20 protein-coding genes and 1 tRNA gene are annotated in these 22472 nt (G+C 67.9%); 11 read left to right on the plus strand and 10 right to left on the minus strand.

Annotation, left to right across the window (positions count from 1 at the left end; translation table 11 throughout):
• Window positions 1-607: 607 nt before the first annotated feature.
• From LRX77_RS06050 to serS, 4 genes are all read right to left on the minus strand, one after another.
• A complete protein-coding gene (locus LRX77_RS06050; protein ID WP_231832026.1) occupies window positions 608-1612 on the minus strand; it encodes a glycosyltransferase in 1005 nt (334 codons plus the stop codon).
• A 27-nt stretch (window positions 1613-1639) separates the two neighbouring features.
• Window positions 1640-1727 (minus strand) — tRNA-Ser (locus LRX77_RS06055).
• A 184-nt stretch (window positions 1728-1911) separates the two neighbouring features.
• Window positions 1912-2802, minus strand: coding sequence for an HAD family hydrolase (locus LRX77_RS06060; RefSeq protein WP_231832027.1), 891 nt, complete (start codon window positions 2800-2802; stop codon window positions 1912-1914).
• Between the two features lie 92 nt (window positions 2803-2894).
• Window positions 2895-4163, minus strand: a complete 1269-nt coding sequence (gene serS, locus LRX77_RS06065) for a serine--tRNA ligase (protein ID WP_231832028.1) — start codon at window positions 4161-4163, stop codon at window positions 2895-2897.
• 80 nt (window positions 4164-4243) lie between these two features.
• Here serS and LRX77_RS06070 point away from each other — a divergent pair, with 80 nt between their 5' ends.
• Window positions 4244-5239: a diacylglycerol/lipid kinase family protein gene (locus tag LRX77_RS06070; protein ID WP_231832029.1), complete on the plus strand. Its 996-nt coding sequence runs from the start codon at window positions 4244-4246 to the stop codon at window positions 5237-5239.
• Window positions 5240-5270: 31 nt separating this feature from the next.
• Here the strand turns inward: LRX77_RS06070 and LRX77_RS10515 are convergent, their stop codons facing one another.
• The gene (locus LRX77_RS10515) at window positions 5271-6167 is read right to left on the minus strand and encodes a M15 family metallopeptidase (protein ID WP_231832030.1); all 897 of its coding nucleotides are present in this window, start codon (window positions 6165-6167) and stop codon (window positions 5271-5273) included.
• Complete coding sequence (gene pheA / locus LRX77_RS06080) at window positions 6164-7096, minus strand: prephenate dehydratase (RefSeq protein ID WP_231832031.1); 933 nt, start codon at window positions 7094-7096, stop codon at window positions 6164-6166. The genes LRX77_RS10515 and pheA overlap by 4 nt, the downstream gene beginning before the upstream one ends.
• 138 nt (window positions 7097-7234) lie before the next feature.
• Between pheA and LRX77_RS06085 the strand changes: the two genes are divergently transcribed.
• On the plus strand, window positions 7235-8308 hold the full coding sequence (locus LRX77_RS06085) for a substrate-binding domain-containing protein (protein ID WP_231832032.1): 1074 nt from the start codon (window positions 7235-7237) through the stop codon (window positions 8306-8308).
• Here LRX77_RS06085 and LRX77_RS06090 read toward each other — a convergent pair whose 3' ends face one another.
• Window positions 8309-9220: a DNA-methyltransferase gene (locus tag LRX77_RS06090; RefSeq protein WP_231832286.1), complete on the minus strand. Its 912-nt coding sequence runs from the start codon at window positions 9218-9220 to the stop codon at window positions 8309-8311. It lies immediately after the preceding gene.
• Between the two features lie 71 nt (window positions 9221-9291).
• Window positions 9292-10233, minus strand: a complete 942-nt coding sequence (locus LRX77_RS06095; RefSeq protein WP_231832033.1) for an alpha/beta hydrolase — start codon at window positions 10231-10233, stop codon at window positions 9292-9294.
• A 61-nt stretch (window positions 10234-10294) separates the two neighbouring features.
• Here LRX77_RS06095 and trhO point away from each other — a divergent pair, with 61 nt between their 5' ends.
• From trhO to LRX77_RS06120, 5 genes are all read left to right on the plus strand, one after another.
• Window positions 10295-11188, plus strand: coding sequence for an oxygen-dependent tRNA uridine(34) hydroxylase TrhO (gene trhO / locus LRX77_RS06100; protein WP_231832034.1), 894 nt, complete (start codon window positions 10295-10297; stop codon window positions 11186-11188).
• Between the two features lie 3 nt (window positions 11189-11191).
• Entirely contained in the window at window positions 11192-12541 is a 1350-nt protein-coding gene (locus LRX77_RS06105; RefSeq protein ID WP_231832287.1) for an alpha/beta hydrolase, read from the plus strand.
• 8 nt (window positions 12542-12549) lie between these two features.
• Window positions 12550-15069 (plus strand): bifunctional lysylphosphatidylglycerol flippase/synthetase MprF, encoded by a 2520-nt coding sequence (locus LRX77_RS06110; RefSeq protein WP_231832035.1) that lies wholly within the window; start codon window positions 12550-12552, stop codon window positions 15067-15069.
• Between the two features lie 109 nt (window positions 15070-15178).
• Window positions 15179-15439 carry a GlsB/YeaQ/YmgE family stress response membrane protein gene (locus tag LRX77_RS06115; protein WP_231832036.1) on the plus strand — a complete coding sequence of 87 codons (261 nt, stop codon included), beginning with the start codon at window positions 15179-15181 and terminating at the stop codon, window positions 15437-15439.
• Window positions 15440-15446: 7 nt separating this feature from the next.
• Window positions 15447-16331 (plus strand): alpha/beta fold hydrolase, encoded by an 885-nt coding sequence (locus tag LRX77_RS06120; protein ID WP_231832037.1) that lies wholly within the window; start codon window positions 15447-15449, stop codon window positions 16329-16331.
• 84 nt (window positions 16332-16415) lie between these two features.
• On the opposite strand, the gene LRX77_RS06125 is transcribed toward LRX77_RS06120, so the two are convergent.
• A complete protein-coding gene (locus tag LRX77_RS06125; RefSeq protein WP_231832038.1) occupies window positions 16416-17807 on the minus strand; it encodes an NAD-dependent succinate-semialdehyde dehydrogenase in 1392 nt (463 codons plus the stop codon).
• A gap of 281 nt (window positions 17808-18088) precedes the next feature.
• Here LRX77_RS06125 and LRX77_RS06130 point away from each other — a divergent pair, with 281 nt between their 5' ends.
• On the plus strand, window positions 18089-19204 hold the full coding sequence (locus LRX77_RS06130) for a lipoate--protein ligase family protein (RefSeq protein WP_231832039.1): 1116 nt from the start codon (window positions 18089-18091) through the stop codon (window positions 19202-19204).
• Window positions 19205-19238: 34 nt separating this feature from the next.
• Here the strand turns inward: LRX77_RS06130 and LRX77_RS06135 are convergent, their stop codons facing one another.
• Window positions 19239-19844 (minus strand): nitroreductase family protein, encoded by a 606-nt coding sequence (locus tag LRX77_RS06135; RefSeq protein ID WP_231832040.1) that lies wholly within the window; start codon window positions 19842-19844, stop codon window positions 19239-19241.
• 90 nt (window positions 19845-19934) lie between these two features.
• Here LRX77_RS06135 and LRX77_RS06140 point away from each other — a divergent pair, with 90 nt between their 5' ends.
• Genes LRX77_RS06140 through LRX77_RS06150 form a run of 3 tightly spaced genes read left to right on the plus strand, consistent with a single transcriptional unit; the run spans window position 19935 to window position 22458 of the window.
• Window positions 19935-20582: an EndoU domain-containing protein gene (locus LRX77_RS06140; RefSeq protein ID WP_231832041.1), complete on the plus strand. Its 648-nt coding sequence runs from the start codon at window positions 19935-19937 to the stop codon at window positions 20580-20582.
• Window positions 20579-21088: a hypothetical protein gene (locus LRX77_RS06145; protein ID WP_231832042.1), complete on the plus strand. Its 510-nt coding sequence runs from the start codon at window positions 20579-20581 to the stop codon at window positions 21086-21088. Before LRX77_RS06140 ends, LRX77_RS06145 begins: the two co-directional genes overlap by 4 nt.
• Complete coding sequence (locus LRX77_RS06150; protein ID WP_231832043.1) at window positions 21085-22458, plus strand: D-alanyl-D-alanine carboxypeptidase family protein; 1374 nt, start codon at window positions 21085-21087, stop codon at window positions 22456-22458. The genes LRX77_RS06145 and LRX77_RS06150 overlap by 4 nt, the downstream gene beginning before the upstream one ends.
• Window positions 22459-22472: the final 14 nt, after the last annotated feature.

The following is a 22472-nucleotide window of genomic DNA, read 5'->3' on the forward strand; positions in this document are numbered from 1 at the left end:
GATCAACAGATCACCGAAATGCAGGACCTCCTCAACACCAGACCACGCAAAACACTTGACTGGGACACCCCGGCCCAGAGAATAGAACCACTACTAACAACCGTTGCACTCACCACCTGAAACCGCCATGCGAGAATCGGATTTCTGTGCAGCCTCGATGTGAGAAGCCGGTGGTTCGGCAACCACGATGTGCGCAGCGAGGGATTCAGCAATCTCGGCGGCGCAGTGGGCGACGATTTGGCAGGCTTGCGACCGGCTGTTCGGTTCATCCCGTCTTTGCACAGCATGTTGCCCGGGCTGACGCATACCTCGGTGTCGGGCAGGCATAGGTTGTTGTTGCTGTGCGTTGGTATTTGCGGTTATAGCGTCTGTTGGCCACGAATTATGCTGCACAGCTGCACAGCTGTACATGCACACACGGGCGCGTGGAGTGCGGCCGCACAGCAGACATGACTGTGCAGCAGATAGTGTGGCGAACGGGCTCGATGCCCACAAAAAGTGCTGCGCGGCTGCGCAGTGGGTGACAACCTGGCAGACTCTCAGACGGCAGTCCGCTCCGTGCCGATCGCCGCAGGCGGCTGCATGAAGGGCCGGCCCACCATCACGCTCAGTCGAGCGGCGGCATCGGCTTCCACGAGCGGTCGCGGTAGATCTCGCGCGCCCCACGCATCCCCGTGAAGAGAGCGGCGACACCGGTCTTGAACGAGTGGTCGACCGTCACGATGCGAATCAGCTCTTTGGCCAGCGTCAGCAGCGTGCCGAAGCCGAAGACGAACCGGTTGTAGTCGCCGTGCAGCCGAAAGTAGCGGGCCATGTAGCCGCGGTTGCGCATGATGTGAAAGCGCACCATGTCGCTGGTGCCGTTGAGCTTGCGGGTGCCGAGGTCGAGCCGCTTGATCTCGCGGGTGCGCCGCAGAATGAACGTGTTGACCAGGGCCGGCGTGCACACCTTCGAGGCGAGATAGCCGTAGACCGTATCGTCCCAATAGATGAAGAACCGCGGATCGGGCAGCCCGACCTGCCGCACGACGTCGCGGTGAAAGAGCCCGCCTTCGAAGCAGACCGTGTTCATCGGCAGCCAGCCGTCTGCGCCGAAGTCGTCTTTGGCCACCGGGTTCGGAATGCCCAGCGGCACGTTGAAGTCGAACTGCCAGTAGAACGGCGAGCCGTCGTAGTTGTAGCGACGCCCCTGAATGACCTGGAACCGTTTCGTCCACGGGGTCAGCCGGTCGATCGCCTCGGGCAGCACGGCCACGTCGTCGTCCATCAGCCACAGCCACTCGGCGCCCAGATCGTAGGCGATCTTCGTGCCGGCGCTGAAGCCTCCGGCGCCGCCGGTGTTGTCTTCTTGGGGCGCGTAGACGAGGCGATCACGGCCGTCGGCGCGCTTGCCCAGGCGCTCGCGGTACGATTCGACGATCTCGCCGGTGTCGTCGTGCGAGGCGTTGTCGACGATCACGATCCACGAGGGCGCAGTCTTGAGCTCTGTGAAGCTGTCGAGCAGCACGCGCAGCAGCTTGGTGCGCTTGTACGTGACGACGACGATGGCGACATCGAGCGGATGCTGTGGCGCGAGATCGCCGTCGGCTCGCGGCTGCGATTCAGCGCTCACGTCGGTTCGACTCCCGTTCACAGTTCATGGCGGTGGGCCTGGGATTCGAACCCAGGGAGAGTTGCCCCTCACTTGTTTTCAAGACAAGCTCCTTCGGCCGCTCGGACAGCCCACCATGTCGGCCTCGCTGCGCGGCTCGATCAGTGGAGATCCAAGCGTGAGAGCAGGAGACAACTCGTTCATCATACAAGAGTTGCCCGGGCCGCACCGAACGGGCTGTCGGCGAGGGCCTGAGACTCCCACAGGCGGCCCGAATGGGGAGTCGCGCGCGAGAGCAGCCGAACCACACCAGCTGTTCGTCAGGAGTCGAGCACGAGCCCGATGGCCTCGGCCACGCCGTCACCCTCCAGGTCGGCCACCACACGGTTGCCCGTTGCCTGCACCACGGGCAGTGCGTGCCCCATGGCCGCGCCGATGCCCTCTTCGGCTGCCCAGGCGAGCATCTCGCGGTCGTTGAGCCCGTCGCCGACAGCCATCACACGAGAGCGCGAGATGCCGAGCCGGCGGCGCACTTTCTCAAGAGCAGTGGCCTTGTTCACGCCGTAGGGCGCGATGTCGAGCCAGGCGGTCCAGCCCATCGAGTAGCTCACCTGATGCAGACCGATGGAGTGCACCACTCGCTGGAAATCAGCGGTGTCGTGCCCGGGCGAGACCACGACCACGCGGGTGACCGGGCGGGAGCGAAGGCTCTCGACGCTCACCTTGCGCGTGGGCGAGCCGAAGGTGCCCACATTGAACGGCCGGTCGAAGCGGTAGCCCTCATCAGCATCTTCGACGGCGTACATGGCGTCGGGCAGTGCCGGGGCGATCACGTCGATCACCGGTGCCGGATCGAACATCGTCATGTCGACGATGCGGTAGTCGCGTGTGTCGTCGGTGCGCATGCCGCACACCATCGCGCCGTTCGAGACCACGCTGTAGTCGGCCGAGAGCCCGAGCTCCTGATAGATGCCCAAGGCTCCGGCGATCGGGCGCCCGGTGGCGATCATCACGACGTGGCCTGCGGCCTGCGCCTGGTCGATCGCGCGCTGCACTGCCGGGCTCGGTCGGTTGTCTGCGTCGACGGTGGTGCCGTCGAGGTCGAGGGCGATCAGCCAGCGGTCGTCGGTCACCCGGGGCAGGGGGATGCTGCCGGTCTCGGGGAACGCACCTTTGCCAGGAGCCTGCCATGGGAGGACGTTGCCTGACATTGGTTCCTTTCGTCGCCCACGAGTGTGGTGGAGTGACATGAAGCCTTGGTGAACGACCGGGATGCTGGGTGCCGCGCCCCGGCTCCTGCAGCCTATGACTCGGGTGTGATCGCCTCGATGCCGCCCAGGTACGGGCGCAGTGCCGCGGGCACGCGCACCGATCCGTCGGCCTGCTGGTGGTTCTCGAGAATCGCCACCAGCCAGCGGGTGGTTGCGAGCGTGCCGTTCAGGGTGGCGACCGGGGCGGTCTTGCCGCCCTCTTCGGGGCGGTATCGGATGCCCAGGCGGCGGGCCTGATAGGTGGTGCAGTTCGAGGTGCTGGTCAGCTCGCGGTAGGTCTGCTGTGTGGGTATCCACGCTTCGGTGTCGAACTTCTGGGCGGCAGAGGAGCCCAGATCGCCGGCGGCCGTGTTGATCACCCGGTAGGGCAGCTCGACCTTCTGCAGCATCTGCTCTTCCCAGCCCAGCAGTCGCTGGTGCTCGGCGAGGGCCTGCTCGGGCGTCGTGTAGACGAACATCTCGAGCTTGTTGAACTGGTGCACACGAAGAATGCCGCGGGTGTCTTTGCCGTGCGAACCGGCCTCGCGACGGTAGCAGGTCGACCAGCCGGCGTAGCGCTTCGGCCCTGCCGTGAGGTCGATGATCTCGTCGGAGTGATAGCCGGCCAGGGCGACCTCGCTGGTGCCGGTGAGGTACTGGTCGTCGGCATCGAGGTGGTAGATCTCGTCGGAGTGCTGATCGAGAAAGCCGGTGCCCTGCATGATCTCGGGGTTGACGATCGTGGGGGTGATCATCGGCGTGAAGCCGCCTGCGATCGCCTGGTCGAGGGCAAGGTTCAGCAGGGCGAGCTCGAGTCGAGCGCCCCAGCCGGTGAGGTAGTAGAAACGCGCACCGGAGACCTTCGCGCCACGCTCCAGATCGAACAGCCCGAGGTGCTCGCCGATCGCCACGTGGTCTTTGGGCTCGAAGTCGAATCGCGGGTGCTCACCGACCTCGCGCTCGACGGTGAAGTCGTCTTCGCCGCCCTCGGGCACTCCCTCGAGCACCAGGTTCTGGATGCCGCGGACGGCCACCGAGAACTGCTCTTCGGCGGTGCGGGCGCGCCCCTCGGCCTGCTTCACCTGGTCGGCCAGCTCTCTGACCTGGGCCACCAGGGCGGCCTTCTCGTCTTTCGGCGCCCTGGCGACCTGTTTGCCGAACGCGTTCTGCTGAGCACGCAGGGTCTCGAACTCGGTCAGCGACACACGACGCGAGGCGTCGGCCTCGAGCGCCTGGTCGACAGCGGTGACATCGCCTCCGCGGGCGCGCTGGCTCTCGCGGAAGAGATCTGGGTTGGTGCGCAGCAGTTCGACGTCAATCACCCCACCAGCGTAAACCACACGGGCAGCAGACGCAGGGCAGGCACAGCAGGCATTCAGAAAGCCCGGTTAAGATTGGTGACATGGTCAGAGCCCCGGGCGCGAAGCGTCGTCGAGCCGCCGTGGTCTACAACCCGGTGAAACTCGACCGTGTGCGCCTGAACCCGATCGTCGAGCGCCAGGCCGAGCGCCATGGCTGGGGCTCCACGCTGTGGCTCGAGACCTCGGCCGACGACTCCGGCGCCGCCGCCGCTCGCACCGCGCTCGACCGTGGCGCGGAGCTCATCCTCGTCGCCGGCGGCGACGGCACCGTGCGAGCGGTGGCTGAAGAGGTCGCCGACTCCGGCGTGCCTGTCGCTCTGATCCCCGCCGGCACCGGCAACGTGCTCGCGCGCAACCTCGAGCTGCGCCTCGCGAACGTCGAAGACGCGATCGAGGTCGCCTTCACCGGTCAGCCGCGAGCCGTCGACGTCGGCCATGCCCGCATCCGCCGCGTCGACGGCCAGATCGAGACCAAGGCGTTCGTCGTGATGGCCGGGCTCGGCCTCGACGCCGAGATCATGGTCAGCACCAGCTCGCGCGGCAAACGACTCTTCGGGTGGATCGCCTACGTGACCGGTGCGCTGCGCGCCGTCAACCGGGCCGAGCGCTTCCGGGCCCGCATCACCGCCGATCGACGCCGCGAGATGCGCACGCGCTCGCACACGGTGCTGGTCTGCAACTGCGGCATGCTGCCCGGCAATCTGCTGCTGGTGCCCGATGCCTCGATCGACGACGGCGAGCTCGACGTGCTCGCGATCTCTCCTCGCAGGTTCAGCGACTGGTTCGGGCTCTGGCGCCGCATCGTGGTCGAACACCAGCTGACCCGCTCGCGCACCGGCCAGCGCCTGGTCGAGCTCGGCGGCACGCACCGGCTCACCACGCTCTCGCACACGGTGGGCAAGACCATCGATGTGAGCGTCGAACGGGTGGTGCCGTGCGAGCTCGACGGTGACGTGTTCGGCGAGGCGATCGGTCTCGAAGCCCGGATCAGGCGCGGTGCGCTGCTGGTGCAGGTGCCCGCCGAACTCGCCGACTGACCCGCATCGGCGCCGCTGGGCGCGCGCCCGCTCAGGGGTTCGTGTAGTCGGGCGCGTCGGGCAGCCCGAACACCTTCTCGAGCGTGTGCACGTCGTGCTGCCGCATCCAGCTGGCCAGGGGCACGCCCACGTAGCGGTAGTGCCAGGCCTCTTCCATGTAGCCGGTGGTCTGCTCCTGGCCGGTCTCGTACCGCTGCACGAAGCCGAAGCGCCAGGAGTTCTGCTGCAGCCACGTGCCGAGCCCGCTCTGGGCGAACTCGTTGCACAGCTCGCACGGAGGCTGGGTCTCGGCGATGTCGCAGGCCAGGCCCGTCTGGTGCTCGCTGTGGCCGGGACGCGATGAGTAGCGGTCTGCGGCGGCCTGCCCGTCCCGCCGTTCGTAGGCTCCGTAGAGGGCCTGCTGACGCTGATAGCTGCGAAACCCGCTGAGGATCTGGATGCCCTGGCCGAGCTCGCGCTGTGCTGCGGCATCCATGTCGTGCAGGGCTGCGGCGGCGTCGCGTCGCATGCGCTCGCCGTCTCCGTTCACCGAGACGGCGACGGTGTCGAGATCGTCGGGCTGCCAGTCGATCGGCGTGAGGGGGCGCGCCTTGTTCACCACGGCCCAGATCGACGACGGATCGTCGGTGGAGTGCAGGGTGAGATCGAGATCGGTGTCGAGCGGGGGGAGCGCTGACGTGTCAGACCAGTCGAGCTGCTCGTGCGGCTCGGCAGACGTCTCGGCGCTCTGAGCCTCGGTGGTCGGGTTGCCGTCGCCGCGCTCGAGCAGCGGGACCAGCGCGATCATCAGCACGGCCAGCAGCGTCATGGCGATGGTCGTCAGGCGGATGCGCAGCTGACGCCGATATTCGGCGATCTGCCGCGGATGCTGCCCCGGTCGCAGCTGCGCTCGGCGGCCGGTCGGGGCAGAGGAACGTCTGTCGATCACCGCAGAAGCGCCTCGTACCATCGTGTGGCGTCTTCGTAGTCGACATTGGTCTGGTGCGGCATTGGCTCGCAGGCCTCACGCGTCGCGCACGGATACGACCCGAGAAAGACGACGTTGGGGCTGAAACGGTGCACCCCGCGCAGCGCCTCGGCGACGCGGGCGTCGAGGGCGTGCCCCTCGAGATCGATGTTGAAGCGGTAGCGGCCGAGTTCGTCGCCGATGGGGCGCGACTCGATGCGGGTCATGTTGATGCCACGGGTGCTGAACTGCTCGAGCAGGCGCAGCAGCGCCCCGGCCTCGTCGACCGGCAGCTCGGCGATCAGGCTGGTCTTGTCTGCACCGGTGGGGGCCGGCAGGCCGTGGTCCGGGCCGAGCAGCACGAAGCGGGTCACGGCGTTGCGGTTGTCGCCGATGTCACGGGCGAGCACCTCGAGATCGTAGTGGTCGAGCACGCGCTCGCCGGCGATGGCGGCGTCGATGTTCTGATCGTGCAGCGCGCTCGCGGCGGCCGCGGCGTTCGACGGCGCCGGCAGAAAATCGTGATCGGCCAGATGCTCGGCCAGCCAGGTGCGGCACTGCGGGTACGACATCGGGTGCGTGGTGAGGTGGCGCACGTCGCGCAGTCTGGTGCCCGGTCGGGCCAGCAGGTGGAAGGTGATCGGCACCAGGCGTTCGCCGACGATGCGCACGCCGGGCATGGTGGCCAAGGCGTCGAGCGTCGCGCTGACGCCGCCTTCGATCGAGTTCTCGATGGGAATCACCGCATGGGTCGATCGGCCGGTTGCGACGTCGTCGATGGCCTGCACCACAGAGGTCACCGGCCGCCACTGTCCGAGATGATCCGGGTCGACCTGGCGCAGCGCGTCTTCAGTGAAGGTGCCCGCCGGGCCCAGGTAGCTGTAGACGTCCTGCGTCGTGGAATCGGTCATGCACTCATCGCTTTCGCCTGGGGCTGTCGCTCGTCTGGGATCGGGCGTCGCTGGTCGGGCTCGAGCAGTGCGGCCTGATCGTCAGCGCTGTTCAGTCTATCGAGGTTTGATCGTCTGACCGCCGGTAGACTCCTCGGTGTGCTCTCACCGCTGTTCTTTCACTCGCAAACCCGTCGGCGCGCTGCCGGTCGTGCAGGTCGCTCGGCCGTCGCCGGTGCATTCGCACTGACACTGGCCGTCATCGCCAGCGGCTGCACCACGCCCACCGCGCAGCAGACCACGACCGGGCCCCTCGAGGTGCGCATCGCCGCCGGGCTGTCGCTGCCAGACGGCGTTGCCGAGCGATTCGAAGAGCAGACCGGTATGGCGCTGTCGGTCGACGACTCGCACAGCGCAGACGAGCTGGCCGCGCATCTGCACGACGCCGATGCCGACGTCGTGCTCGGCGTGAGCGCCGCGAACGCGTCTGGCATCGACGGCGACGCCGGTCTGGTCTCGTACATCTCGCCTCGTGCGGGTGACGGCGCGGCCGACTTCGCCTTGGACCGCAGCGATCGCCTCACCGCGGTCAGCTACGACCTGGTCTGTGCGCTGGTCGATCGTTCGGCGGCCGCCGCGAGCGGAACGCCGGTGCCCACCTCGCTGCACGACGTCGTCGCGCAGCCCGATCGGCTGGTGATGCCCGACCCGACCGCCGACAGCTCGGGCCTGGTGGCGCTCGCCGCCGTCGACCGGCAGAGCAGCGGCACTGATCAGCTCACCGACTCCCTGCGCCAGCTGAGCGAGGCGCAGATCGAGCCGACGGACGCGCAGGCGCTCCAGGCCTCGTCACTGGGCGGGGGCGATCGCCCGGTGGTGTTCGCCTCGGCCATGCGCGCCGTCGATATATTCCCTCAGCGGAATATTGATGCGGTGACCTCGACCTGCACCCCGCGGGTGCGCTATGCCGCGATCGTGGCGGGTTCCGCCCACGTCAACGAGTCGCGCAAGCTCATCGATCTGCTGCTCGATGACGACGTGCAGGCTGACATCGCCCGCTCGTGGAGCGCATTGCCGGTGCAGCGCGACGCCACGGTGCCGCAGCCGTACCAGCGGTTCGTCGACGGCTACGCGGCCACGGCATCCGGCGCCGACCTCGCAGTGCTGCAGCAGCAGCTGCCGGCGCTGCTCGACGCCTGGCGCGAGCAGGCTTCGGCGGCAGACGCCCGCTGATCAGATCGTGGTGACCCGATCGCCCAGTCGTGCCGCGGTCACGTCGACGGCGTCGGGATTGCGGTCGATCAGCACGAAGCGTCGATCGAGCTGGGCGGCGACTGCTCCGGTGGTGCCAGATCCGCAGAAGAAGTCGAGCACGAGATCGCCCGGTCGACTCGAGGCCTGCACGATGCGGCGCAGCACGCCTTCGGGCTTCTGCGTGGGGTATCCGGTGCGCTCCGATCCGCTGGTGGGCACGATGGTGTGCCACCAGACATCGGTCGGCAGCTTGCCTCGCGCGGCCTTCTCTGGGGTGACCAGCCCCGGTGCCATGTAGGGCTCACGGTCGACGCCGGCCGAGTCGAAGAAGTAGCGATCCGGTCGTTTCACGTAGACCAGGATCGTGTCGTGCTTCGCCGGCCAGCGTCGCCGCGACTTGCCCCCGAAGTCATATGCCCAGATCAGCTCGTTGAGAAAGCAGTCGCGGCCGAAGACGGCGTCGAGCATCACCTTGGCGTAGTGCGCCTCGCGATAGTCGAGATGCACGTAGAGCGTGCCGGTCTCGTCGAGCAGTCGCCAGGCCTCGAGCAGCAGCGGTTCGAGAAATCCCCAGTAGTCGTCGAAGCGGTCGTCGTACTCGCGCAGCCGCCCCCGCACGGCGCGGTACGAGGCACCCTGAAAGCCGGTGCGCAGCCTTCCGCGCGGGGTCGCCGCGGATGCGCTGGTCGCGCCGGCGTGGGATGCCGCGGGGCCGGATGCGTCGCCATCAGCAGGCTCTTGGACGTCTGCCGCGGCGGTCACTCGTCGCGCAGACATGCGCTGCGCCGTCTGCCGCCGCCCGGTGTTGAACGGCGGATCGATGTAGATGAGCTGGCAGCAGCCGTCGTCGAGCAGGGGCAGCACGCGTCCGCTCTCGCCCGCGACGAGCAGGCCGTGCCCCGAGGCCAGATCGCGTATCGACTCGCTCAGCTCGGCGGCCGTCGGATCGGTCGTCCTGTCGGTCACAGCTGCCGCTCGATCCACGCGATGATGTCGCCGACCACCTGATCTCCGTCGATCTCGTTGAAGATCTCATGTCGCATGCCCTCGTAGAGCCGCACGTCGACGTGCTGCAGGCCGACGTCTCGATAGGCCTGTGCGAGTCGCTCGATCGACTTCGGGGTGCCGACCGGGTCATCGGTGCCGTTGGCGATGAGCAGCGGGATGTCGCTGCGGATGCGCGGCGTCGGCCGGGTGAACAGCCGAAGAGCGTCCCAGAACCCGTGGCTGGAGAGCACGGTGCGGTCAGTGGTCAGCGGATCCGCCGCAAAGGCGCGACCGACTTCGGAACGGCTGCTGAGCCATTCGTAGCCGCTGGCGCCCGGGGCGTCCCAGCGGCGGTTGAAGCGGCTGGAGGCCACCCACCCGGGCTGGCAGTAGGCGGTGCCGGTGAGTACGGCGGCGGCATAGGTCTGCGAACGGATGTTCAGCAGATGCTGGGTGATGAACGACCCCCAGCTGTGCCCGAAGATGACCGGTGCCCGACCGTCGCCGAGCTCGGCGGCGGCGCGAGACACCGCCCGCACGGCGAGGATGGTGGCCTCGAGACCGCCTTTGCCCAGCCGCCCCATCGCCCTGCGCGTGTCGATCGGGGCGGCGACAGCGGGGTCGTCTGCCGAAGCGGTGAGCAGCGCCGCCGCCCCGGTCGCCCCGTGGCCGCGATGATCGTCGGCGATGACGTCGAAACCCGCCCCGGTGAGCCGGCTCGCGATCGGGATGTAACGGCCGGCGTGTTCGCCGATGCCGTGCACCAGCTGCACCACGCCGCGTGACCGGTCGGTCGCTGCACGCCACACATAGTGGTAGTTCGCGACGCCCCAGCGGTCGATCATGGTGTGCACCTCGGCACCGGATCGCCGCAGGCGATCGAGGTGCTGTTCGAGCACCTGTGCAGTCCCTGTCATGAGGTTCACTGTAGCGGCATCGCCGTTCCGCACCGATCTGAACCAGATAGGCTGTGAGATCATGCGCAAGGTCTTGCTCTACTACCTGTTCACCCCGATCGCCGACCCCGAGGCCGTGCGACTCTGGCAGATCGCACTGTGCGAGGGGCTCGATCTGCGCGGCCGCATCATCGTCTCGGAGCACGGCATCAACGGCACGGTCTGCGGCGACATCGAGTCGTGCCGCGCCTACGTTCGGCGCACGCGTGAGTATCAGCCGTTCCACGACCTCGAGGTGAAGTGGTCGTCGGCCGACGAACAGGTCTTTCCTCGACTTCGGGTCAAGGTGCGCCCTGAGCTGGTCTCGTTCGGCGCCCCCGGCGAGTTCCGGGTAGACGAGCACGGCGTGGTGGGCGGCGGTCGACATCTGAGCCCGGCGCAGGTCGATCAGCTGGTCGCCGAACGCGGCGACGAGGTGGTGTTCTTCGACGGACGAAACGCCTTCGAAGCCGAGGTCGGGCGCTTCGCAGGCGCCGTCGTGCCCCCAGTCGAGCACACCCGAGACTTCGTCGACGTGCTCGACCGCGGCGACTACGACGACCTCAAGCACCGGCCGATCGTGACCTACTGCACCGGAGGCATCCGCTGTGAAGTGCTCTCGGCGCTGATGCGCGCTCGTGGCTTCGACGAGGTCTATCAGATCGACGGCGGCATCGTCAGGTACGGCGAGCAGCGCGGCGACGACGGCCTCTGGCAGGGGTCGCTCTACGTCTTCGACGACCGCAAGACGATCACGTTCAGCGACCACGCAGCACAGGTGGGCCGCTGTGCGCTGACCGGTGCCCCCACCACGACCTACTACGACCTCGATCGTCTGCCAGACGAGCTCGTCACCGCCCTCGGGCATGCGCCCGGCGACGCGGGGCAGGTGCTCCTGTGCGACGATGTCGTCGCCCGCTACACGAAGGCCCGGTAGGTGATGCTGAACTGGCTGCCTGACGTCAATCTGGTCGACGGCACACTCGTCTCGACCCTGCGCATCGTGGTGTTCGCCGGCATCATCGCGCTGCTCGGGTCGCTGTGGCGCCGCTGGCGAACGCTGCTCGTCGTGATCGGCGTCGCCGTGGCGAGCGGTGGCCTGGGGTGGCTGGGCGCCTGGCTGGTCTCTGACGTGTTCGACGTGTTCGGCGTCAGCATCGGCGCGGTCGCCATGCGTCGGGTCGGGCTGGGGTTCGCCGAGCTCGGGGCGCTGATCTCTGTGGTCGTCGTCGCAGGCAGCTGGCGCAGCTGGCGGCGTTGGGCCGCTCTGGTGGTGGCGGTCGCCTCGCTGTGCTTCACGGCTCTGCAGGTGAACTCGACCTTCGGGCAGTACCCGACGCTGCACGCCGCACTGGGCATCTCGAAGTTCGGGCCGGCGAACGGTTCGCTGCTGCGCACCTCTGACCTCTCACTCGGCGACTGGCGCGGTCGGAATCATGATCTGCCCGACCACGGCACCGTCGTGTCGGTGACGATTCCCGCGCAGACCTCTGACTTCCACGCCCGCGCCGGGGTGGTCTACCTGCCGCCCGCCGCGGTCGCCGACGACCCGCCGCAGCTGCCGGTCATCGTGGCGATGACCGGGCAGCCCGGGTCGCCTGACGACATGTTCACCGCCGGTCAGCTGCAGCCGATGCTCGATGCCTACGCCGCACAGCACGACGGCGTCGCCCCCATCGTGGTCGTTCCCGATCAGCTCGGCAACGCCTACCAGAACCCCATCTGCGTCGATTCGCAGCAGATGGGGCAGGTCGAGACCTACCTCATGCACGACGTGCCTGACTGGATCTCGCACCACCTGCCCGTGAGCACCGAGTCGAGTCAGTGGACACTCGGCGGATTCAGCCAGGGCGCCACCTGCACGATGCAGATGGGGCCGGCGAACGCGGCGCTCTTCGGGCATCTCTTCGCGATCTCGAGTGAGATGCAGCCCAACAACGCGACCGAGTCCGAGATGATCGATCAGTACTTCGGCGGCGACCGCAGCGCATTCGTCGCGAAGACTCCGCTCGGGGCGCTCGCACAGCATCCGGCCACGGGCCAGACCCTGCTGCTCGCCGCCGGCAGCAACGACGCCGACGCTCAGAGCGCGATCGCCAAGTTCGTCCCGGTCGCGCAGCAGACAGGGCGCGAGGTGCAGACCTTCATCTCACAGGGCACCGGTCATGACTGGTACACCGTGCGTGCGGTGCTGCCGTCGATCATCGACGTGCTCGGGGTTCAGGTCGGCCTGGCCGATCAGGAGGAGCCCGCCCAGACCTGGCCCGACGTCGTGCGGGCAACGCCATGATCGACGAGATGAGGCGCCTGCTCGCTGCCGTGCCGCGCTGGCTGCGTGCCCGACCGCTCACCGTCACCGTGGTGATCCTGCTGATCGTCGCCAACGTGCTGGTGCGAGTGCTCGACGCGGTGCTGGGCACATCGCTGCGCACCGACCTGTCGAGCGTCAGCGTCATGCAGACGGCGGCCGGGCACTCCCTGTTCGTCCCGGTCTCGATGCTGATCGGCGAGCGGTGGATGCTGGTGGCGGTGCACGTGCTCCTCACGCTGGTGCTGCTGGGCGTCGCGGAGCGCCGGCTGGGCTGGGCGCGCGCGCTGATCGGCCTCGTGGTCGCCGGCCTCGGCGGCACGGTGATCGGCATGCTGCTGCTGCTCGCCGGACTGCACATCAACGAGCTGTGGTCGCTGAGCCTGGCCACCCAGTCGAGCACCACGGTCTGGGCGCCGCTGACCGGCGTGCTGCTGGCGTCGACCGGCATGATGAACGTGTTCTGGCGTCGTCGGGTGCGCACAGTCGGCTACTCGGTGCTGGTCGCGCTGCTGCTCTTCGGCGCGACGCCCGGTCACCTCTATGCGCTGCTGGCCGCGGTCATCGGGCAGGTGCTGGGCATGTGGTGGGGCCGAGACCGCCACGTGCATGTGGTCGGCCGCAGCTCACACCACGAGGCCCGCGTGCTGCTGGCGACGATGGTCGCGGTGCTGGGCGTCGGCCCGGTGCTCACGGTGTTCTCGGCGGTGCCGCTCGGGCCGCTGGCGCCGCTCGGCCTGCTGCTCAGCGAGGGCGACATCGACATCAGCGGGTCGGGGCCGATCTCCGACCAGCTGGCGAGGTGCCTCGACAGCGACCAGCTCGCCGGGTGTCTGCACGAGTTCTCGGTGGCACGCGTCTCGACGATCAGCGGCATCGTGGTGACCATTCTGCCCACGTTGCTGCTGCTCGTGAGCGCGTATGGCATCCTTCGCGGCCGCCGCGTGGCGGCCTGGATGGCCATCGGCATCAACCTCGCCTACTCGCTGCTCTCGCTCTGGTACTTCTTGATCGGGCCGTTCCTGATCGGCGGGCTGTCGCTCAACCACCATCACGGCGTCGGCGAGATCACCTTCGTGCTGCTGGCCTCAGCGCTCGCTCCGCTCGTCGTCTCGGCGCTGCTCGTGGGCGGGTTGAGGCACCTGCAGCTGCGACCGTCTCGTCGACGTCTGATCTGTGCGGTCACCGCCAGTCTCGGCACCTTCGCCGTGCTCTCGGCGCTGTACCTCGTCGTCGGCGTCGTGCGACCCGACGACTTCACGCCGCAGGCGTCGTTCGCAGACCTGCTCGTCGACCTGCCCGAGCGCTTTCTGCCGGCCGGGTTCTTGGGCCTGACCCGACCCGGGTTTCTGCCCGCGGGCGCGCTCGCAGGCATGATCTATCACTGGATGGGTCCGCTGACCTGGCTGGTGGTCATCGTGAGCTCGATCTCGCTGCTGCAGGTCGTGCCGCCGCGCTCGGAGCGCGCGGCGCGGGCGAAGGTCGACGATCTGCTGCTCCAGGGCGGTCGGTCGCTCTCGTTCATGGCCACCTGGCCGCACAACACGTACTGGTTCTCGTCGACCGGGCGCGTCGGCATCGCCTATCGCACGTCGCACGGTGTGGCACTCACCGTGGGGGAGCCGTTCGGCGCCGAGAACGAGAGAGACGCGGCCACGCTCGAGTTCGCTCGATTCTGCGACGATCACGCACTGGTGCCGGTGTTCTACAGCGTGCACGACCATTGCCGCGACCTGCTCGCCGCGCACGGCTGGAGCTCGCAGTCGGTCGGTCTGGAGTCGGTCATCGACCCGGTGCACTGGCAGACGAAGGGCAAGCGCTGGCAGGATGTGCGCACCGCGATCAACCGTGCCAAGCGTGAGGGAGTGAGCGACCGCCTCTCGGCGTTCGCCGACCTCTCGCTGGCCACGCAGCTGCAGATCAAGGCCATCAGCGAAGAGTGGGTCAGCGAGAAGGCACTGCCCGAGATGGGCTTCACACTGGGCGGCGTCGAGCAGCTGCGCGACCGCCGGGTGCGTCTGCTGCTGGCCGAGAACGAAGACGGTCAGGTGCTCGCCGTGACCAGCTGGCTGCCGTTCTGGCGCGACGGTCGCGTCGTCGGATGGACTCTCGACTTCATGCGCCGCCACCCCGACAGCTCGAACGGTGTCATGGAGTTTCTGATCGCACGCATGGCCGAGCGGCTGCAAGAGGAGGGCGAGGCTGAGAGCATGAGTCTCTCGGCTGCACCGCTCGCGGGCCTCGACGAGAACGACGCCTCTGCACTCTCGCGCCTGCTGGCGGCGATCAGCGACGCGTTGGAGCCGGTCTACGGCTTTCGGTCGCTCTTCTTCTTCAAGCGCAAGTTCCAGCCCGAAGAGCAGCAGATCTCGGTGGTCTATCCGGATGCGTCGGCGCTGTCGTCGATCGCGCTCGCGGTCACCGAGGCGTACGTTCCGGGCATGCGCCTCGATCAGCTGGTGACCTCGTTGCGGCGCAGCGAGGCGACAAGCGACGTCTCACCGAGTTAGGCATCTGAACGCCAGGCGGCTACCATGGCCACACACGAGGTCATGCACAGCGGTGCCGTGCCGCGCGACACCGAAGACGGCTGACCTCTCGACAGAGAGGAACGACATCATGAGCTTTCTCGGATTCCTTCTGCTCGGCCTCATCGCCGGCGCCATCGCCAAAGCCATCCTGCCCGGCAAATCAGACGGCGGCTGGATCTCGACCCTGGTGCTCGGCATCATCGGCGCCATGCTCGGCGGCTGGCTGGGCAACGTGCTCTTCGGTGCCGAGATGAGTCGCTTCTTCTCGATCGGCTCGTGGGCGCTCGCGATCGGCGGCTCGTTGATCGTGCTGCTGATCTGGGGTGCGATCACCCGCAAGCGCAGCTGAGCCGGGCGTGACAGAGACTCGGCGCTCGGCACAGGTCGCCTGCACCCGTGTGACCGTCGACGGCGGCGAGATCTCGATGCTGCACCTCGCCGCCCCGACCGTGGCCGGTGCGAGCGCATCTCGGAGCTTCGTCGTGCTGCACGGCATCGGCATGGCGGGCAACACCTTCGTGGGTCTTGCCGAGCGACTGAGCGCAGAAGGCGAGGTCTGGGCGCCCGACATGCCCGGTTTCGGCGATTCGCCAGAGCGTCCCACCCCGTTGAGCATTCCACAGACCGCAGACCTGCTGGCCCGATGGATGCTCGTCGCCGGCGTGCGCACCCCGGTCACGCTGGTCGGGCACTCGATGGGCACCCAGGTGGCGGCCGAGATCTGCGTGCGTCACCCGCAGCTCGTCGACCGTCTGGTGCTGATGGCGCCGACAGTCGACGCATCGGCGCGCTCGGCGACGGCCCAGGCGCTGCGCATGGCCGACGACCTGCGTGACGACAGCCTGCGCGTGCTGGGGCTCGGCCTGGCGAACTACGTGAAGGTGGGCCCGAAGTGGTTCGCCGACAAACTCGGCATCATGCTCGATCATCGCATCGAACAGGTGCTGCCCGACGTGCGCGTGCCGACGCTGGTGCTGCGCGGCAGTGAAGACAGAGTCTGCCCCGACCCCTGGGTGCGGCACTGTGCGCAGCTGACTCCCGGAGCGTCGTTCGTGCAGCTGCCCGGCGTGGGGCACGAGACGATGATCGCGAATCCGGCGCTCGCAGCGCAGGCGATTCTCGACTTTCTGCGCGCGACCGATGCCGCGAATGCTGTGGATGCTGCCGACGCGCGCGGTGCGGCGCCGCTGCACGGAGAGACCGGTCATCAGGTCTCACGGGGCACCGCTTCGGGTCACTGAGAGCAGCGAAGCGCCCCCGCAGGCCGGAGCTTGGCGGGGGCGCTGTGTACGCAAGCGGGGCGCTGGCCCCGGCGAGTGTCGACCTTAGAACGAGCCGTCGATGTCGGTGACGACGACGACCTTCTCGTTCACGAACTCCTTGATGCCGAGGTCGATGAGCTCGTGGCCGTAGCCCGAGTTCTTGACCCCGCCGAACGGGATGTCGGCCTTCACGCCGGTGGGCTGGTTGATGTAGACCATGCCGGTGTCGAGACGACGAGCGACGTCCTGCGCACGGTGGATGTCCTGGCTGAACACCGAACCGCCCAGGCCGAACGGCGAGTCGTTGGCGATGCGCACGGCGTCGTCTTCGTCTTTCGCGCGGTAGAGCTGCGTCACCGGGCCGAAGAACTCGGTGTGGAACGCATCGGTGTCTTCATCGATCTCGGTGAGAATGGTCGGCTGGAAGAACGCGCCCTGAGCCGGCACGTCGGCGGCGAGGGTCTCGGCCTTGGCACCGTCTGCGACGGCCTGCTCGACCTGTGCCTTGAGATCGTCAGCAGCCTTCTGCGACGACAGCGGGGCCAGCGTGCTCTTGGGATCCATCGGATCGCCGGCGACGAGCTTGGCGACGCCCTCGCGGTACCGGGCGACGAACGTGTCGTAGACCGCGTCGACCACGATCAGGCGCTTCGACGACACGCAGACCTGACCGCCGTTCCAGTGACGGCCGAAGACGGCCCAGTCGGCGGCCTTCTCGACGTCGGCATCCTCGAGCACGATGAAGGCGTCGGCGCCGCCGAGCTCCAAGGTGCTCTTCTTGAGGTGCTTCGCGGCCAGCCCGGCCACGATCGAGCCGGCCTTCTCGCTGCCGGTCAGAGCGACGCCGCGCACGCGCGGGTCGGCGATCACACGCTCGGTCTGATCGTGCGGCAGGAAGAGATTGGTCAGCAGGCCCTCGGGCGCCCCCGCCTTGGCGAACAGGTCGACCATGGCCAGTGCCGACTGGGGCACGTTCGAGGCGTGCTTCAGCACGATGACGTTGCCGGCGGTGACCTGCGGGGCCGTGATGCGAATCACCTGGTAGTAGGGGAAGTTCCAGGGCTCGACGGCGAAGATCACGCCCAGCGGGTCGCTGACCAGCTGCACGTCGGTGTCGCCGAAGCCGGCGGCCGGCAGGAAGCGGGGCCTGAGCGCCTCGGCGCCGAACTTCACGTAGTAGTCGAGCATCTGCGCGCAGAGCTCGACCTCGAGCTCTGCCTCGCCGATGAGCTTGCCCATCTCAAGGGTGAGAATCTCTGCGTACTCGCGCTTGTTGTCGCGCAGAATCTGCGCGGCGTTGGCCAGAATCTCGGCACGGTGCTCGAAGCTGGTCTCGCGCCAGCCGAGGAACGTCTCGTGTGCCTGCTCGAGCGCGGCGTCGACCTCCTGCTCGGTGGCGTTCGGGAACTGCTTGACGACCTCACCCGTGAACGGGTTGGTGGTTGCGTATGCCATGAACCTCTTCTTTCTCGATGCGACGACGAAGACCTCTGGTGCCCTGCGGGCATGAGATCGACCGAGTGCAGACCCGGTTTCGTCGTCGCCGTCGTGTGGCGGCCGGGAACGGCCACCAGGATGTCCGAATCATTTTAGTGGCCGGGCCACACGATTCGGCTGCGATAGTCATGAACGTCGAAGAGCGGATTGTATTCCGCCGCGGCGAGAATGCCAATTGCAACGCTCTGCAACCTGATCAGTCGGCTCTGCCGAACCGACCAGTCACTAGACTGCCCAACGTGAGCGCGCACAACGGAACAGCACAGCATCCCGATCAGCCCGGCCGGCACCGACACGGCGAGTACAAGCTTCCCGGCGGCAAGCTGGTCGTCGTCGATCTCGAAGACGTCGACGGCGTCATCCGCGGGTTTCAGCTCTCCGGAGACTTCTTCCTCGAGCCCGACCACGCCCTCGACGCGATCAACGCGGCGGTCGAAGGCCTGCCGACCGAGGCATCCGCCCGCGCGCTGCAGCAGCGCATCGAGTCTGCGCTGAGCCCAGAGGTGCACCTCGTCGGCGTCACCGTGTCGGGCATCGTCACGGCCGTGCGTCGCGCGATCACGCATGCCACGACCTGGCGCGATCACGACTGGCAGCTGGTGCGCACCGATCCGCTGCCCCCGCGAGTGCACCTCGCACTCGACCAGGTGCTCACCGAGGCGGTCGCCGCCGGCGAGCTCAAGCCGACCCTGCGCATCTGGAACTGGAACCGGCCCGCGATCGTCATCGGCTCGTTTCAGTCGGTGCGCAACGAGGTCGATCTCGAGGCTGCAGGCCGCTTCGATGTGCCGGTGGTGCGTCGCATCTCGGGCGGCGGCGCGATGTTCATGGAGGCCGGCAACGTGGTCACTTACTCGCTGTATGCACCGGCCAGCCTCGTCGCCGGGCTGAGCTTCGAAGACTCCTACGCGTTTCTCGACTCGTGGGTGGTCACGGCGCTGCGCGAGCTCGGCATCGATGCCTACTACAAGCCGCTCAACGACATCGCGAGCACCGCGGGCAAGATCGGCGGCGCGGCGCAGAAGCGCATCTCAGGGCGCGGCCGCACCAGCGGCGGCGTGCTGCACCACGTGACCATGAGCTACGACATCGACGCCGACCGCATGGTGCAGGTGCTGCGCATCGGTCGCGAGAAGCTCAGCGACAAGGGCATTCGCTCGGCCAACAAACGGGTCGATCCGCTGAAGTCGCAGACCGGTCTGCCCCGTGAGGCGATCATCGACCACATGTGCGAGGTGTTCGCCAAAGAGCACGGGCTGACTCCCGGCGCACTGTCGCCCGAGCACCTGGCGGCGGCCGAAGAGCTCGCTGCGACGAAGTTCTCGAGCGACGAGTGGCTCTACCGAGTGCCCTGAGCCAGATCACCGCATCGGCCGCCCGAGCGGCCGATCAGTCGCTCAGCAGCACCAGCTCGTCTCTGCTGCGACGTACGCGTGGGGCGACTTCGCGCTCGCGGGTGCCCTCGTCGAGCTGGTCGGGCGAGGCGTGTCGACCGGCGACGGTCACCGTGAAGACCTGCACCTCGTCGGGCAGCTCGAACTCGTCGTGCAGCCCGCCGGCGTCGATGCCCGAGATCTGGTGGGTGTCATAGCCGTCGTACCGCAGCTGCAGCGTCTGGTTCGCGACGGCGAGGCCCAGGTCGTAGGCGGCGGTCGGCAGTGCGCGCCCGTCAGCCTCGACGTATGCCGCATTCACGATGAGCAGCCCGGACCGGTGCGCCCACTGCTGATTGAACGAGCTCAGATGCGGCAGCACGCGCTCGAAGACGGCTTCGCGCTGCCCGTCTTCGCCGCGGCGCCCGATGATGAAGCGCCAGGGCTGGCTGTTGAACGCGGAGGGCGCCCAGCGGGCCGCCTCGATCGCTGCGGCGATCGCCGACTCGTCGACGGTGGCGTGCTCGTCGAATGAGCGCGGGCTCCAGCGGGCGGCGATGGCCGGGGCGAGATCGACGTCGGTGACGGCGTGGCGGTCGGTGGATGCGGCGGTCGATGACATGCGGCTCCTGCGTGTGTGCGTGGTCGGGATGGGTCTACCTGCACAGCGAGTGTATGCCCGGTCGCCGGGCGGCTCCATATACTCCTTATCATGACGTCACGAAGAGGCAGCAGACAGCGCCTCACGCGCAATCTGACCCTGCTGGCCCTCGTGGCGGTGCTCGCGATCTGGGTGTTCGTGCAGCGCGGTCTCGATGCGAACGACACCACCTCTCCCGTTGTGCACGATGCCGGGGCGCGCACCTCGGCATCCGCCACGCCGAGCGCGGCCGCTCCGAAAGACACCTCGCTCGACGCTTCGGGCGCGCACGCCGGCAGCTCGGGAGACATCGTCGGGCTCAGCCGTCTGCAGGGCACCGACCACTTCACCCGCAATGCGCTCACCCACATCTTCTCTGGCGAGATCAGCCGTGCCGGCAAGGCGGTCGGCTACCACTCGCAGGCGTTCACCGGCACGAAGGGGGCCGTGGTGAGCGGCACCGAGACGGCGCCCGACGCACAGGGGGTCTACACCGCACAGGTGACGGTCGACGGGCGGGCCAAAGCGGGCAACCGCGGGTTCTCGACGTTCTACCCGACCACGATGAGCGCACAGCAGGTGGTCGACGCGATCAACGAGGCGTACGACGGCCGAAGCCCCCAGGGCGATGCCTTCGTCGGGCGCGGCGGCGGGCTCACGATACAGATGGCGCTCGACGATCGCGGACGCATCATCACGGCATACCCGGTGCAGCGATGAGCCGCGACGCGCCGATGAACGATGTGCTGCAGCAGTGCGACCTGCGACACGACTGCGCTGAGATCCGCTTCGACGACGGCACGGTGGTGCCTGAGATCCGCTTCGACGACCCACGGGCCCGACTGGTCGGCCGCCTGCTGATGAACGACCTGCAGGGGCGCGACGCACAGGGCGTGCTCGACCTGATCGACCGAGTGCTGGCCGGCCGGCTGCCGGTGGCCGAGATCGCGGGCAACACGACGCGTGCCGTGGTCGGCCCGCAGACCACTCGGCTGTTCGACGATCTCGCCAGGCCGATCGGCGAGGCGAATCGGCCGCAGACAGACGTGGCGACCCCGTCTTTGCGGGCGATCATCGTAGAGTGGTTCGCGTACGCCGCTCGCACGCGCGCGCGGTGCGCACAGGCATTCGCGTCAGATGACGCTGAATCCGGTCGTCCAGACGATTTCGCATCTCGCCGTCGGCCCTCGTGCGATCAACAAGCAGGGGAAGAGCACGAAGCATGACTCGTCGACGCAGTGAGCTGCTCGCCCAAGGGGGAGCCGCAGCGCTGAAGCCCGCGCGCGGCATCGGGTGGCCCATCACGATCGTCGTCGCGTCGATTCTGCTGGCGCTCGCGGCGTGGGTCACCTGGGGGCCGCTGCCGGTGCAGTCGGCGAGCATCGTCTTCGCCGACGCCTCGCTGCAGCAGAACGATGCCGATACCGTCACTGCAGACGCTGCGGCCGACGTGCGATCTGTCGACGCTCAGCTGGTCTGGCCGTCGACCGGAGCCGCAGCGTTCGTGCTGCGCAGCCTCGGCGATCAGCCTGCGGCGAGTCAGGTGAACGTCTCGCTGACGCATGGCGAGCAGAAGGCCTATTCGATCGCGAGCGTGACGAAGCTCGTCACCGCGCTGCGCGTGCTCGACCGGCGGCCGCTGCAGGCTGGCGACCAAGGGCCGTCGATCACGATGACGCAGGCCGACGAAGACCTCATGAAGAGCTACCTGGAGCAGAACGGCTCGGTCGAGCCGGTGACCGTGGGCGCGTCGCTCAGCCAGTTCCAGGTGCTCGAGCTGTCGCTGCTGCCGTCGAGCAACAACTACACCACCACCTTGGCCACCTGGGCGTTCGGCAGCGTCGACGACTACCTGGCGAGCACCCCGGCCTGGCTTGACGCGAACGGTCTGAGTGGCATGACGATCGCCGACCCGACGGGAATCGACGAGCGCAACCAGGCGACCCCGGAGCAGATCGTGCACTTGGGCGAGCTGGCGCTGGCGAACCCGGTGGTGCGTCAGATCGTCTCGACGCCGACGGCTGACATCCCGGGGATCGGCGAGATCAAGAACCACAACTCTCTGCTCGGTCAGCAGGGGGTCGACGGGCTGAAGACCGGCAGTCTGGCCGACGTGTTCAATCTCGCCTACTCGGCGCACTTCAGCGTCGACGGCGTGCCGTTCGAGCTGGTCGGCGCCGCCCTCGGCAGCACCGAAGACCATTCGAAGCTGCAGCCCGAGGTCGGGCAGCTCATCCAGTCGATCAGACAGTCGATCGTCTCGCGCGACGTGCTCGTCGCCGGTGAGTCGGCGGGCACGCTGACCACGTCGTGGGGTGCGTCGGCCAATGCGCAGTCTGCGGCCACGGTGCACGTGCTGAGCTGGCAGGGCACCCCGGTCACCGGCCGATTCGTCGGCGCCTCTGTGCAGGCGGGTGCTCGGGCCGGCTCGCAGGTGGGCACGGTGCTGATCGAGCGCGCAGGCGAACAGGTCGGCTCTGCGCCGCTGCTGATCTCGCAGTCGATCGACGACCCGGGGCTCGGCTGGCGCATCGCCAACATCGGGCTGCTGCCGGGGCCGGCCTGGTCGATGGTCACCGGCCAGACCGGGTCATAGCCCGACAGCGCCCA

The sequence above is a fragment of the Pseudoclavibacter sp. 13-3 genome, assembly GCF_021168475.1.
GTDB lineage: Bacteria > Actinomycetota > Actinomycetes > Actinomycetales > Microbacteriaceae > Pseudoclavibacter_A.

Coding starts and splice junctions, on each gene's coding strand:
- LRX77_RS06060 (WP_231832027.1), bottom strand. CDS start 2,802: ATGTCAGGCAACGTCCTCCCATGGCAGGCTCCTGGCAAAGGTGCGTTC.
- LRX77_RS06070 (WP_231832029.1), top strand. CDS start 4,244: ATGGTCAGAGCCCCGGGCGCGAAGCGTCGTCGAGCCGCCGTGGTCTAC.
- pheA (WP_231832031.1), bottom strand. CDS start 7,096: ATGACCGATTCCACGACGCAGGACGTCTACAGCTACCTGGGCCCGGCG.
- LRX77_RS06095 (WP_231832033.1), bottom strand. CDS start 10,233: ATGACAGGGACTGCACAGGTGCTCGAACAGCACCTCGATCGCCTGCGG.
- trhO (WP_231832034.1), top strand. CDS start 10,295: ATGCGCAAGGTCTTGCTCTACTACCTGTTCACCCCGATCGCCGACCCC.
- LRX77_RS06105 (WP_231832287.1), top strand. CDS start 11,192: ATGCTGAACTGGCTGCCTGACGTCAATCTGGTCGACGGCACACTCGTC.
- LRX77_RS06110 (WP_231832035.1), top strand. CDS start 12,550: ATGAGGCGCCTGCTCGCTGCCGTGCCGCGCTGGCTGCGTGCCCGACCG.
- LRX77_RS06115 (WP_231832036.1), top strand. CDS start 15,179: ATGAGCTTTCTCGGATTCCTTCTGCTCGGCCTCATCGCCGGCGCCATC.
- LRX77_RS06125 (WP_231832038.1), bottom strand. CDS start 17,807: ATGGCATACGCAACCACCAACCCGTTCACGGGTGAGGTCGTCAAGCAG.
- LRX77_RS06135 (WP_231832040.1), bottom strand. CDS start 19,844: ATGTCATCGACCGCCGCATCCACCGACCGCCACGCCGTCACCGACGTC.
- LRX77_RS06140 (WP_231832041.1), top strand. CDS start 19,935: ATGACGTCACGAAGAGGCAGCAGACAGCGCCTCACGCGCAATCTGACC.
- LRX77_RS06145 (WP_231832042.1), top strand. CDS start 20,579: ATGAGCCGCGACGCGCCGATGAACGATGTGCTGCAGCAGTGCGACCTG.
- LRX77_RS06150 (WP_231832043.1), top strand. CDS start 21,085: ATGACTCGTCGACGCAGTGAGCTGCTCGCCCAAGGGGGAGCCGCAGCG.